The organism is Streptomyces luteolus (assembly GCF_029968015.1).
Lineage (GTDB): Bacteria > Actinomycetota > Actinomycetes > Streptomycetales > Streptomycetaceae > Streptomyces > Streptomyces luteolus.
This window is the reverse complement of record NZ_JASCIS010000083.1, coordinates 1-12,049: the sequence shown is the minus strand read 5'-3', so window position 1 is coordinate 12,049 and position 12,049 is coordinate 1. Positions and strand designations below refer to the sequence as shown.

The 12,049-nt window shown below is 67.3% G+C and carries 11 protein-coding genes and 1 pseudogene; 4 read left to right on the top strand and 8 right to left on the bottom strand.

Going from position 1 to position 12,049, the window contains the following annotated elements; all coding sequences use genetic code 11:
- Positions 1-252: 252 nt before the first annotated feature.
- From QIT00_RS38070 to QIT00_RS38055, 4 genes and pseudogenes are all read right to left on the bottom strand, one after another.
- A complete protein-coding gene (locus QIT00_RS38070) occupies positions 253-1,560 on the bottom strand; it encodes a hypothetical protein (RefSeq protein ID WP_282540085.1) in 1,308 nt (435 codons plus the stop codon).
- Positions 1,557-1,799: pseudogene (locus QIT00_RS39165) on the bottom strand (zinc finger domain-containing protein); the annotation flags it as partial. The pseudogene QIT00_RS39165 and the gene QIT00_RS38070, both read right to left, overlap by 4 nt.
- A 286-nt stretch (positions 1,800-2,085) precedes the next feature.
- Entirely contained in the window at positions 2,086-2,754 is a 669-nt protein-coding gene (locus tag QIT00_RS38060; RefSeq protein ID WP_408909942.1) for an ATP-binding protein, read from the bottom strand.
- Between the two features lie 53 nt (positions 2,755-2,807).
- The gene (locus tag QIT00_RS38055; protein WP_282540084.1) at positions 2,808-3,728 is read right to left on the bottom strand and encodes a hypothetical protein; all 921 of its coding nucleotides are present in this window, start codon (positions 3,726-3,728) and stop codon (positions 2,808-2,810) included.
- 386 nt (positions 3,729-4,114) lie between these two features.
- Between QIT00_RS38055 and QIT00_RS38050 the strand changes: the two genes are divergently transcribed.
- The 4 genes from QIT00_RS38050 to QIT00_RS38035 all read left to right on the top strand — a co-directional run bounded on the left by QIT00_RS38050 (position 4,115) and on the right by QIT00_RS38035 (position 6,918).
- Positions 4,115-4,672 (top strand): helix-turn-helix transcriptional regulator, encoded by a 558-nt coding sequence (locus tag QIT00_RS38050; protein ID WP_408909941.1) that lies wholly within the window; start codon positions 4,115-4,117, stop codon positions 4,670-4,672.
- Between the two features lie 155 nt (positions 4,673-4,827).
- On the top strand, positions 4,828-5,127 hold the full coding sequence (locus QIT00_RS38045; RefSeq protein WP_282540083.1) for a helix-turn-helix domain-containing protein: 300 nt from the start codon (positions 4,828-4,830) through the stop codon (positions 5,125-5,127).
- A 10-nt stretch (positions 5,128-5,137) separates the two neighbouring features.
- Positions 5,138-6,580: a tyrosine-type recombinase/integrase gene (locus tag QIT00_RS38040; protein ID WP_282540082.1), complete on the top strand. Its 1,443-nt coding sequence runs from the start codon at positions 5,138-5,140 to the stop codon at positions 6,578-6,580.
- Positions 6,577-6,918: a hypothetical protein gene (locus QIT00_RS38035; RefSeq protein ID WP_282540081.1), complete on the top strand. Its 342-nt coding sequence runs from the start codon at positions 6,577-6,579 to the stop codon at positions 6,916-6,918. Before QIT00_RS38040 ends, QIT00_RS38035 begins: the two co-directional genes overlap by 4 nt.
- A 645-nt stretch (positions 6,919-7,563) precedes the next feature.
- Here QIT00_RS38035 and QIT00_RS38030 read toward each other — a convergent pair.
- Genes QIT00_RS38030 through QIT00_RS38015 form a run of 4 tightly spaced genes read right to left on the bottom strand, consistent with a single transcriptional unit; the run spans position 7,564 to position 11,924 of the window.
- On the bottom strand, positions 7,564-7,869 hold the full coding sequence (locus QIT00_RS38030) for a hypothetical protein (RefSeq protein WP_282540080.1): 306 nt from the start codon (positions 7,867-7,869) through the stop codon (positions 7,564-7,566).
- Positions 7,812-8,582 (bottom strand): type I restriction enzyme endonuclease domain-containing protein, encoded by a 771-nt coding sequence (locus QIT00_RS38025; protein ID WP_282540079.1) that lies wholly within the window; start codon positions 8,580-8,582, stop codon positions 7,812-7,814. The genes QIT00_RS38030 and QIT00_RS38025 overlap by 58 nt, the downstream gene beginning before the upstream one ends.
- A gap of 30 nt (positions 8,583-8,612) precedes the next feature.
- Positions 8,613-10,637, bottom strand: coding sequence for a type I restriction endonuclease subunit R (locus QIT00_RS38020; RefSeq protein WP_282540078.1), 2,025 nt, complete (start codon positions 10,635-10,637; stop codon positions 8,613-8,615).
- A 3-nt stretch (positions 10,638-10,640) separates the two neighbouring features.
- Positions 10,641-11,924: a restriction endonuclease subunit S gene (locus QIT00_RS38015; RefSeq protein WP_282540077.1), complete on the bottom strand. Its 1,284-nt coding sequence runs from the start codon at positions 11,922-11,924 to the stop codon at positions 10,641-10,643.
- Positions 11,925-12,049 lie beyond the last annotated feature (125 nt).

Below are 12,049 nucleotides of genomic sequence, written 5' to 3'. Positions count from 1 at the left end.
CCCCCCCGGCCCCCCCCCACGCCATTGCTTGCTCCGCCTGGGGCAGGGGTGGTGACTGTCTGCTGGAGGGGTTGGGGGTGTGCATGCTGCTCGTCGTGCATGGGGGCTCGGTCTCCGTGATGGGGGCAGTCTGTGCTGCTTGGGAAGCTCAGGGCATGTGGCCTACCGAGCACTTCGTGGACGGGTGTGTGACGGCGAAATGAGCGACTACCGGAAGTACCGGATGTGATTCCGGTACTTCCGGTGGCGGCCTCAGTCGCGGTCGTTGTCGATTTCGTCGACGGAGTCCCACAAGAGGTCCTGCTCGTCCTCCAGGAGCTCGATGACCTTCTGCAACCGGTCGTTGGCGACCTTCCGGCCGTGGACCTCCCGGATCTCCTTCACGATCTCGTCGCGGTCGATATCGCCTACCCGCGCCACTACCGGGCGGGCGATGGCCAGGAGTTCTTCGATCGAGGCGTTGGGCGGGCGCCCGGTGCGTCGAGGAGCCGGCGCGGGCTGCTCTGGTTTCGGAACGGTTCCGGATGCGCTGCGAGCGTCATTGTCAGGAGCCCGGTTGTCTTTCGGTTCGCGTTCGTGCGCGGGGTGCGTCTGGTCGTGGGAACGCGGCGTACCGGGAGCAGACCTTTCCGGGGATCCGGAAATGGTGGCCGAGGGATCGAGAGGATCCGTCGGGGCGACGGCCGGGCAGTTGTTCCCGGATCCGTGGGCCGCGTGAGGGGCTGAGATCTGCCAGCGTCGGGGCAGCGAGATGGAGGCGAGGTCGACTGCCTGCTTGCGGGTGGCGAGCTTGCGCAGCAGCAACTCGTCCTGGCGTGGGTCGCCATCGACTTCGGCCTGCTCCAGGGCACGGTGCAGGCGGTTGGCCAGACGTCGCTCTCGCCACTTGCCGCGCTTCTTGTCGGGCATCGCCCCGGCGCGGAGGATCAGCGTCACGGCGTCGCTCAGCGCGCGCTCGCGGATGAGCCGGGCGGCGTCCGCGTCCTGGTCGGCGATGCCGAGGCGCGCCAGCAGCCGTTCGCGCGTCTGCCGGACGAGGACGGTGGCCAGGCCGCGGGAGGCGGCCTGCGGTGTGCGGTGACGCAGTTCGATGCCCATGGCCAGGTGCCACAGCATCGCCGCCAAGACCGGCCCCACGAAGGCGCGCACGGTGCCGCCGACGGGCCCGAACTCGGCGTAGGCGGGGATGATCTGCACTCCGGTGATCACCCACACCAGGGCGCCGGGCACGCCCGGTGCTCGTGCGGGGCCGTTGAGGTTCTGGCGTGCCATCAGCGCGGTGGCGAACAGGGCCAGCTCGGCGGTGGCGAACATGAAGGCGCGCTCGACGGTGCTGCCCATGTCCAGGTAGTCGGCGGCGAATCGCCAGCTGGTGTCGGCGCTGTAGGCGGTGCAGCCGACTGCGGCCAGGCCCGCGACCTTGATCGCCGGAGTGCCGGCCCGCATGCCACTGGCACGGCTCCGGCCACGCCGGACAAACCATCCGGCCAGCAGCAGGGCGGCAGCGACCAACAGCGCGCCGATCGCGAGCAGGGACGAGGGTTCGAGGAGGAACGTCATGCGGCTTCCTGTCGGGCGGGTTCCGCGGCGGCGAGGTCGAGGCGCGACGGATGGGACGTGGCACGGGGCGCGTTGCCTCGGGCACGGCCGTCGGGGCCCACGCGTCGACTGCGGCAGGGCTCGCCCGCGCGGGCATGGCACCACGGGCACCGGACGCCGAGGGCGTCCGTGAGCCCTGCGGCGACGGCGGCCTCGCGGGCGGCGCGGGCTGGACGGCAGGGGCCGAGAGCGGCGCGAATCCCGCGTACGGGTTCTGCCGGGGTACTCGGGGCAGGGGTGTGCAAGGTGCAGGGGCTCCAGGTAGATGGGTGTGTCTTGTGGCGTCGCAGCGAGGGGCGTGCAGGGCTGGTGCCCGCGGGTGTGATCGCCTGGCGCGTGTACGGAGTTGACGCTTGCGCTAGCTCCGCGCGGTCTCGGTAAGGGAGCGGCCGAGGCCAACGAGGCGGCGGTCGCCTCGGGAAGCAGTCGGGCGGTGCCCGGCGTATGCGACGAGGCGCCTGAGAAAGGCCCCGGCGTGGGGGCCTGTCAGTCGCTGTGCAGGCCGGTGACTGTGCTGCGTCTGCGGTCGGGGCCGTCGAGGATGACGCGGCGAGTCATCTCGGCGAGGCGGGAGGCGACACGGTCGCCGATGGCGGTGCGCAGGTCGGGGATGGGGAGGTTGGTGGTGATGAGGGTGGGCAGCTCGTGGACGTACCGGTGGTCGATGAGCCGGTAGGTCAGCTCCTCGGTCCACTCCGACGATTTGGCGGCGCCGAGGTCGTCGAGGAGCAGCAGCGGGCTGCGGGCCAGTTCCTGGAAGCGGCGTTCGCCGTCGTGGCCCTGGCGCGGTCGCAGGGTGGCATGCAGTTCGGCGGTGGTGACGGCCTCCCAGCGCAGTCGGACTCCCGCGCCGAGTAGCGAGCGAACGGCGCCGTACGCCTGGTAGGTCTTGCCGGTGCCGGTCGGGCCCGCGATCAGCAGGGAGGGGCCGTGGGCGATGCCCGGTGCGCCACCCGGCCCCGGCCGTCCGGCAGTTGCGATCTCCTCGACCCAGGCGGATACGTCGGCGTGGCCGGCCAGGGCGTCGCGGTAGCGGCGCGGGATACGGGCGGCGGCCAGCTCCAGCGCGGTCACCGGTTCCGGCGACGGCGCCGCGTCGACCACGGTGGTGGGGTCGATGTTGCGGGCGGCGAGGATCGCTTCCAGTTTGGCCACGGCGCCGCCCAGTTGGCGTGGCTCGCGGGCAGACCTCGTAGAGGTTGTCGTGGTCACAGTTCACCCCCGTACGCCACCTGCGGGTCGACTGGGTTGGTCCACGGCCGGTGCCCAGCGGACGTGCCGTTCGGCGTGGGTGGGTTCATGGCTTCGTTGACGAGGCTCGGCAGCACGCTGGGGTGCAGGCCCTTGGCGCGCAGCCGTTCCAGCCCGGCCCGTACGTACGCCGCGTCGATGCCTTCAGCGAGCAGCCGGGCAGTCTCCTTGCCGAGATGCCCGACGAAGCCGCTCGGCGGCCGGTTGGCGCATGCGGCGGCGTACTCGGCGATGAGCGCCTTGGCCGAGACCGGCCCGGGTGCGGGGGCGTTCGCGTTCCCCACCGGAGGTGATCCTAGATCCAGGATCCTAGGTCCTAGATCCGGACCCTGAGGGCTCACCGAGTCCTCCGTGAGCCCTACCGGAATCCTCCGTGATACCTCACTGAAACCCTCCTGAGCTGCAGGTTCGACGCTCCTCACCGCAGGATCCTGCCGCGTGCGCGAGTCCTCAGTGAGGTCTCCGTGAGGGCTCATCGAAGGCTCCGCGAGCCCTTCGTGACGACCCCCGACAGGCTGCCCGGCCTGCCCGCCCGCGTGGCGCGGGCAGGTGGGGAAACGGCTGCCGCTGGGCCGGTTGATCTTCTGGTGCTTGGCCCAGGTGACGATGTGCAAGTAGTTCTTGCCGTCGTCGCCCTCGTAGCGGCAGATCAGTCCGGCTCCGGCGAGCTGGGTGAGGTCGTCCTCGACCGCCAGCGGGCCGTGCTCGGGGCGCAGTGCCCACAGGGCGCCGGCGATGACGGCGGCCTGGTCACAGCAGCGGCCGTGGTCGTCGGCCTGGGTGAGGAGTCCGAAGAAGGTCCGTTCCGCGGAGACCGAGACCTCGGCCAGCGACTCGGAGATGAAGGCTTCCGGCTTGATGGTGCGTATCCGTGCCACGTCTATCGCCCCGCCTTCGCGGCCGATGGTGCGGCAGGCGTCGGGGAGGCGGTGTCGTGCGGGGATGGTGTCTGGGTCGGCAGGGCCGTACTGTGGGGTACAGAGTTCCTCACCCGGCAGGCCATATGGGGCGGCAACCCCGGCCGGTGCCGGTTTCGGTCGTTCAGGGATGGGCGGTCATTCGGTGGAGCTTTGGCTTGGGCCCTCGGTGTTCGCAGCACCGGGGGCCGTTTGCATGCCCGGACTTGTTCACCCCTGTCCGGCGGGGGGACCAGGAACCATACCCCAGATTTTCGGAGACGCAACGGTTTGCGTTTCACTCCGCAATGGTGTTCAGTGTTGACCCTGGCCGTACTGGACCCGCCTGACCGCGAAGGAGGTGCGATGTGAGCGACAAAAAGGGCTCGAAAGCCGAGCAAGGCGTGGCCCGTGCGGCGGGCCCGGATCGCCCGGCCATGGAGGACAACGTTGCAGCGCGTATCAAGATGGAGCGCGAGGTGCGGGGCTGGAGCACGGTCACGCTCGCGGAGAAGATGTCCGCCATCGGCCACCCGATCAACCAGTCCGCGATCTGGCGCATCGAGAGCGGCAAGCCGCGTCGCAGAGTCAACCTCGATGAGGCCCTCGGCTTCTGCGAGGTCTTCCAGATCACGATGGAGGACCTGACCGCGCCGCCCGGCCAGGTCGCCAATGCCCACGTCCGCCGCCTGGTCGGCGAGTACGTCGAGAAGTGGGTCACCTGGCGAGAGCTGGACAAGGACATGAAGCGCCTGAAGGACCAGCTCGACGCGTACGGCGACGAGAACCCCGACCAAGCGGACCTGATCAAGGTCCTTTTGATGCACGAGCTCGACGTCGCCTCCGGCGGCGAGTTCAACCGCCACTACGCGCACGACCCCTCCAAGCAGCGGAGCTGGATGGGGTCCAACCGTCCGGCGAAGTAGGCCCGTTGCGGTGGCCTCGGTGCTGCGAACACCGAGTCCCCGCTCTCTCCGCATCCGCGATCCCACGTAACGCCCATCCCTGAACGCACACCGCCGGCCAGGCCCGCAGGAGTTGCCGCTCCCGCGACGCCGCAAGGCCGGGGGAGGAGTACCCCTTGCCGCAGTACCCCCTGCCCGTCTCCCAGCTCGCCCAGGCCCTCGGCGTCGACGAGCATGCCCTGCACGAGCTCATGACCCGCCGCGACGAAACACCGGGTGACCCCACCCTTGTCGCCCTCACCGTCGCCGAAGCAGCCCGCCGCATCGGCATCGGCCGGACGAAGATGTACGAGTACGTCTCGTCCGGAGCCATCCGCTCCGTCAAGATCGGCAGCCTGCGCCGCATACCCGCCGAGGCAGTCGGCGAATTCCTAGCCCGCCACCACCAGGCCACGGACTTCGACACTGCGGCCTGAGCGGGCGACCATGGCAAACACCCCGAAGTCCAAGCCCCTCAACTCCCGCCAGCCCAAAGGCGCCTCGTCCATCTACTTCGGCAAGGACGGGCGCTGGCACGGCCGCGTCACCGTCGGCGTCAAGGACGACGGCACCCCCGACCGCCGCCACGTCGGACGCAAAACCCGCGCCGAGGTCACCAAGGCCGTACGCGAACTGGAGAAGCAGCGCGACTCCACCGGCGTTCGCAAGGCCGGCCAGACCTGGACCGTTGCGACCTGGCTGACCCACTGGGTGGAGAACATCGCCGCGCCCAACGTCGGCGAGAACACCATCGACGGCTACCGCGTGGCCGTCTACCACCACCTCATCCCCGGCCTGGGCGCGCACCGCCTGGAGAAGCTGGAGCCCGAGCACATGGAGCGCTTCTACCGGAAGATGCAGGCAGGCGGCAGCGCCGCCGGCACCGCCCACCAGGCCCACCGCACCGTCAACACGGCGCTCAACGAGGCCGTACGCCGCCGCCACCTCACCCTCAACCCGGCCTCGATCGCCAAGGCACCCAAGGTCGAAGAGGAAGAGGTCGAGCCGTACTCGCTGGAGGAGATCCAGCACCTCCTCCTCGAAGCGGCCAAGCACCGCGACCACGCCCGCTGGGTTATCGCGCTCGCGCTCGGCCTGCGCCAGGGCGAAGTCCTCGGGCTGAAGTGGGAGGACGTGGACTTCGAGGAAGGCGTGCTCTTCGTCCGCCGAAACCGCCTGCGGCCCCGCTACAAGCACGGCTGCGGCAACAAGTGCGGCCGCAAGCCGGGCTACTGCCCCCAGAAGATCAACACCCGGCGCGAGACGAAGGACACCAAGACCCGCGCCGGCAAGCGCACGATCGGCATCCCCGAGCAGCTGCTCACGCTGCTGCGAAGGCACAAGGAGGAGCAGGCGCGCGAGCGGGCCCTGGCCCGTGACCTGTGGGCGGAGAAGGGCTACGTGTTCACCTCACCGACCGGCGAACCGCTCAACCCCAACACCGACCACCACAAGTGGAAGGACCTGCTCAAGGCCGCCGGTGTCCGCGAGGGCCGCCTCCACGATGCCCGCCACACCGCCGCCACCGTGCTGCTGATCCTCGGCGTACCCGAAGCCGTGGTCGACCGCATCATGGGCTGGGAGCCCGGCAAGTCCGCCCGCATGCGCCGCCGCTACCAGCACCTCACCGGCCAGGTACTCCAGCAGACCGCCGCGAAGGTCGGCGCCCTGATCTGGGGAACGACGCCCTCGGAGCGCCCATCGACAACCGGAGGCCCTGTGCTCGGCCCGAGCCTGAACCCTGCCCCGGCGGACCCAGCGGTGTACGTCGCCCGACTCGGCGAACGCTGCATCCCATTCCTGCACCGCGAACACGCGGACACTGTGGTCTCACAGGGGGCGCCGACCACCCCGACCACTCGGCAGAGGTGGAGGAATGGGACCGGGTGAAGTGGGAGGACATGGGCCCCGGCGGCGCGCGGGCCATTCGCGACAAGGCGCCCGACCGCCGGACCGTCCACCATGCCCATGCCGTCTTCCTGCCCGGCGGTGTCCGGTTGAACATCGGCCGCGACGAGCAATGGTCCGTGGTGGCCTGGGAGTTCGAAACCGACCTCTACACGGACCTTCCGGTGCGCTGGCACACCACCCGTCGCCCCGGCCAGGAGGTCGAGGCCCAAGTCCGTGGTACGGACCGGGACGCTGTCATCGCTGCGTTCGACGAGGCTTGCGCACAGTCTGTGGACCGAGCCAGGAATCCTGGCAAGTACGGCGATGTAGACCGCTGACGGTGAAGCATCGGCGTGATTGCTGTGGTCGCTTTCGTTGATCGCGAGGCTGCAAGGCGGCACCGTCATGCTCCATGCGCTGGCGACGATGGATGGGCAGGGGTGCGCCCTGGTCGCGTCGGGAAGGATCGCAACCGCCTTACATTGGAGAACTACGCGCGTCGCAAGGCCATTTGGGGTGTCTCCGTTCAAGCGCTCATCATGCGGGCGGCCGCCGTCGGTAACCTCACTGAAAGTCGCAAACGTTCTCTGTACGTTCAGGTCTCTCAGAGAGGATGGCGCAAGGAAGAGCCAGTCGAGGTCGGCCGCGAACACCCTCTGCTCCTCTGGAAACTCCTAGCTCGTGAGTACGGGCCCCGCCCTTACCTGCCAGCGTCTGACCAGCTTGCGATCCAACCCACGATCTTGCGTTCCCTCGCCCCTGAACCGAACCGCCCAACAGATAGTTCGTCTACCGATGTGGACAACGTTGTGAGCCTCGGGAAGCGTCGGCGGCAGGGCCCAACACTAAAAGCGCTCTGAGTACCCGGCCTGGCCCTGACCGTTGGGACTGGGCCAGCGTGGCGATCGATGCTTTGAGACGGCGGGTGTACCGACGTAGAGGCCCAGCATCTCTGTACTGAATGCCGGGCGCCCTTGTGTGCGTCAATCGACGAGGTAGTGGGCCTCGATGTAGGCAACGGTCGAGGTGAACGGTTCGCCCACCGGCTTCAACAGGTACCGGCGGAAGACCGCGGAGGTGGCGTGGCGAACCCCTCGGTTACGGGCGTCGGCGTTGTCCCACGACTTGGCAAGGGTTCGCTTGACGACCTTGTCGATCTCCTCCGCCAAGTTCCGCTCCGTGATGGTCAGGCCGGGCGGAGCGTGGTCACGGATGATGCGGGAGAGGACTCCTATGTGGTCGTCGTCCAGGATGACGACGGCCTGGCCAGGGTGCTTCTCGGCGTCCACGATGGCGCGGGCGACACGAAGCGCTTCGGACAGGAAGTCCAGAGAGTCCTGAGCGTTCTTGATGATCCGGTCCCGGAGCTGCTTAATACGCTCAGCGAGGCGGTGTACTTCGCGGAGCCCGGCTCAACGCCCCTGTCGAGCGCGGCCTTGATGTTGTCCAGGATCTCCTTCGCCGACGGAGGCTTCTTGCCCTCGTCATCCTTGCCGGCCTTGGGACGGACGAGAGCAAGCAGCTCCTTGAGGATGGTGATGCCCTGAGCATCCAGGACGAGCGCTTCCTCCCGAGCGGCGACCACGGAGAAGGAATGGACGTGGGCATTGATGATCTCCAGGACCATTGGCCCGAGCTCCGCCAGCCGTTCCTTCCGCTCCTCGTCGGAGGACTTCTTGAACAGGGTCGTGTAAACGGACCCGAACAGCGCGAAGCCGTCCCGGTACTTGGCAACACGCTTGTCGGTGCTGACCAGGTTGAACAGGCGCGCCAGGAGCCGGTAGTCCTTGCTGAACTGCTCGGCGGCATCGGGGATGCCGTCCAGGAAGGCGTTGATGGCCCGTACGGACTCGTATCCGTGGACCGTCAGGTCCACGCCGTCCACGTCGACGAAGAGGTCCTCGATGCGGGCGAAAGTGGTGCGGAACTCGGCGACCAGTTCGGTCAGGTCGGTGACGAACCCGCCGCCCTTACCGGTCACCTGCGAGGTGGGGTCGACCACGGCCCGCTGAACCTCTTCGGCCAGGCCGATTTAGTCCACAACCACGCCATCGGTCTTCACGAACCCGGTCGGGGACACCCAGGTGCGGTTGGGGCGGGTGATCGTCTGGAACAGGTTGTGCGCCTTCAGGGGCTTGTCCAGGTAGAGGACGCCTTCATTGGGGGCGTCGAAGCCTGTCATCAGCTTCGCGGTCACTACGAGGAAGCACAGCGAGTGGTCCGGGGTGAGGAACCGCCGTTTCTGTTCCTCCTCGTCGGTCTCCGAGAGGAAGTACGGCTTCATCTCCGGCTCTTCGTCTTTGGACTCTGAGACGGAGATGTTCACCTCAGCGGTGATCCGCTCGTGCTTCCCGACCTCGGCGAGCACCTGTGATGCCTCGTAGCCGGCGAGCAACTCGTTGATCTTGTCCGTGTAGGCGACGGCCAGTTCACGGTTGTACGTGACGACTTGGGCCTTGAGGCCGTTGCGGTAGGCGCCGGCCAGGTAGTGGTCCACGATGTGCTGGCAGACCGTGTCGATCCGCTCGCGGTTCGCGAACACCGAGGTGAGGCGCCCGAACTTGCGAGACAGGGCTTCACGGTCGGGATCGTCGAGGTCGAAGTCATCGGCGAACTGGTCGAACTCGGCCTGCAGCGCCTTGTCGTTCATCTCGAAGGAGATCGGGTGCGGGTCCAGCATGACTGGGACGGTGGCCTCGTCCCTCAGAGACCGGGTGACGGAGTACCTGTGCATCACCCTGTTCGGGTCGGTCTCCTCGCCGAAGAGAGCGAAGGTGTCGGTGGCCAAGCTCTTGATGGGCGTCCCGGTCATGCCGAAGAACTTCGCCTTGGGCAAAGCTGCGCGCATCTGGCCGGCGAGGGACTGGGACTTGGAAGACTGCGTGCGGTGCGCCTCGTCGACCAGCACGATGACGTTGTCCCGGATCGACAAGTCCTTGCCGGCGTTTTTGAACTTGTGCACGGTCGTGGAGATGACGCCGCGCGTATCGTCGGCCAGCAAGGAACGCAACTCCCTGCTGGTGGCGGGCTGGTGGAAGTAGGCGTCCCCCATCGCGGAGGTGTACACCCCGGAGGTCTGCCGAACGAGCTGGGTCCGGTCCGACAGCAGGATGACCGTGGGTGATTCGGTGCGCGTGTCAGCCAGCAGCAGGGAGGCGGCGAACACCATCAGCAGGGTCTTCCCGGAGCCCTGGTGATGCCATACCAGGCCCTTCGTGCCGCCTTCCAGCACCCGCTCATGAATCAGGTGCGCGGCTTCCATCTGCGGGTAGCGGGGCAGGTACTTCACGTCTGCGCCGCCCCCAGAGGTGTCGAAGAGGGCGAAGCTGGCGAGCATGTCCAGGATCGTGGCCGGATTGAGCAGCAGCTCCACTGAGCGCTTTACGTCGGCCTGCCCAGACAGGTCTTCGGCATCGTCGGTAGATCGGAACGGCTGCCACTTGTTCAGGGGCGCGCCGGCGGCACCGAACCGCAGCTTCAGTCCGTCGGAGGCGACGGAGAAGACATTGGAGGTGAAGAACCACGGGTACTCCGTGGCGTACACGTCGTTGATATCGCGGGCAGCATCAGCCCAACTGGACTTCGAGGTAGGCGACTTCACCTCAACCACGACCAGCGGCAGGCCGTTGACCCAGTACACGAGGTCGAACCGGCGGGAGGTCTTGCCGGGGACGGTTATGGTCACCTCGTCCGACACGACCAGGGTGTTGGACGACGGGCGCTCGAAGCCGATGACCTTCAGGGCATGCCATACGCCGTCGGCGGCCCGGAACTCCTTTTGCCCCCGCAGCAGTTTCACCACCTGCTCGTTGGCACGCACCAGCCCGCCGTCGACAGCGTTGATCGTGGCGGTGATCTCCTCAACTACGGCGTCTACGTCGAACTTGTCGATCACCTCCGGGTTCAGCCGGATGATGGCATCCCGCAGCTGGCTGGTGACCACCGTCTGTGTCGTTTCGCGCGACAGGGACCTGCCCGCCATGTAGCCCCACCCCATCGGGAGAGACCACTGGATCATTAAGTTCTGGAACTCGCGCTCCTGTATGCCCTTTGCCACGGCTCAGACCTCCAACTCGGCAGACTCGATGTTGATGGTGCGGTCCAGTAGCCCCGAGAGAAGCCTTGCTCGGGTGTCGCGGAGTAGTGCGGCCTCCGTGCGGGTCGCCTTCAACGCAGACTCCATCGCGTCAAGTTCGACCACCATCTCGCGTTGGCGGTCAAGCGACGGTAGGCGCACGGCCATACCCTTCGCCCGCTTGGCACTGATGTGCTTGATGTTCGTGCCACCCGCGACGTCGAGGAAGGCTCTGGACTCGTAGGCCCACATGCTCCAGTGGAAAACGAACTCAGGGATGCAGACCCCTTCCAACGCCCGGAGGCGGAGCAGGGTCATCTGGGTGCAGACGGGCGCTGGCAACTCGTCTCGCCACATGGCGGGCATTCCGACCGCATTCGCGCTTGCGCTGCCCTCGGACACCACGACGTCGCCGTACTGAAGGCCGAACTTCTTGCGCTCCGCTGGGTCGTAGTTCATTTCGAGTACGTCAGACAGATCCAGCGTCCCATAGCCGACGTTCGCGGACCGGAGGTAGGGCGTCATGTATGGGCCGGTCGCCCTGTCGGGTGTCCGGCGCACGCCGGTGGAGAAGTCGAAGGCGTGCTCGGCCCTCACGGCTTCATTGGAGTCATCGGTGATGAGGTCAGCGCGTCGGTGACGTAGGACCGCTGTCAGCGCCCCAGCCTCTGCATCGAGTGCGGTGATCTGGTCGTCAATCGCGCTGATCACCTCGACGATCCGCTTTTGTGTCGGCAGCGGAGGCAAAGCGAACGGGATGGCACGGAACGAAGAGTCGGAGATGGTCTTGCGGCGCAAGACCGTTCCCGAGGCTCGGTTCTGCATCTCGTCCCAGAACGCTGGCGTTTGGAAGTACAGCCCCAACAGCCCTGGGAGTGCCCTCTGGTCCACCTCATAGGTGATGAACACACCAGAGACGTGGGTGCGATCATGCTCCGCCCGCGCGACGCCCGCAGGAGCCTCGAACGCCGTGATCGTGCGGAGCACGACGTCCTTCTCTCGCACCATGTTCAGCGTCGTGTATTTCGATACACCACCGACGAATGGCTCCTTCTCACCCAGGCCGCGCCCGTACATCTGGACACTGACTGCGGGGTGGGTGACGCCATCCTCCACGGCCACCTTGCGGCGCACACGAGTAAGTAGGTCACCGAGGCTGATCTGCTGCCAGTCACTCGCCGGAACCCTCGATCCCTGGATCGGAATGGTGGCCTTGTGGCGCACAGGAGCCTGGAAGTCACCGAGGCTGATCTGCTGCCAGTCACTCATCGAAGCCCTCGATCCCTGCGGCGGAGAGGAGCGCAAGCATGCGCTGCTCGGTCTTCTGGCGCTCGGCTCGGGCGTGGTTGTAGGCATCGATGAGGGTGCCGAGGTCTTTCTGCTCAGCGGCGGCC

Coding starts and splice junctions, on each gene's coding strand:
- QIT00_RS38070 (WP_282540085.1), bottom strand. CDS start 1,560: ATGACGTTCCTCCTCGAACCCTCGTCCCTGCTCGCGATCGGCGCGCTG.
- QIT00_RS38040 (WP_282540082.1), top strand. CDS start 5,138: ATGGCAAACACCCCGAAGTCCAAGCCCCTCAACTCCCGCCAGCCCAAA.
- QIT00_RS38015 (WP_282540077.1), bottom strand. CDS start 11,924: ATGAGTGACTGGCAGCAGATCAGCCTCGGTGACTTCCAGGCTCCTGTG.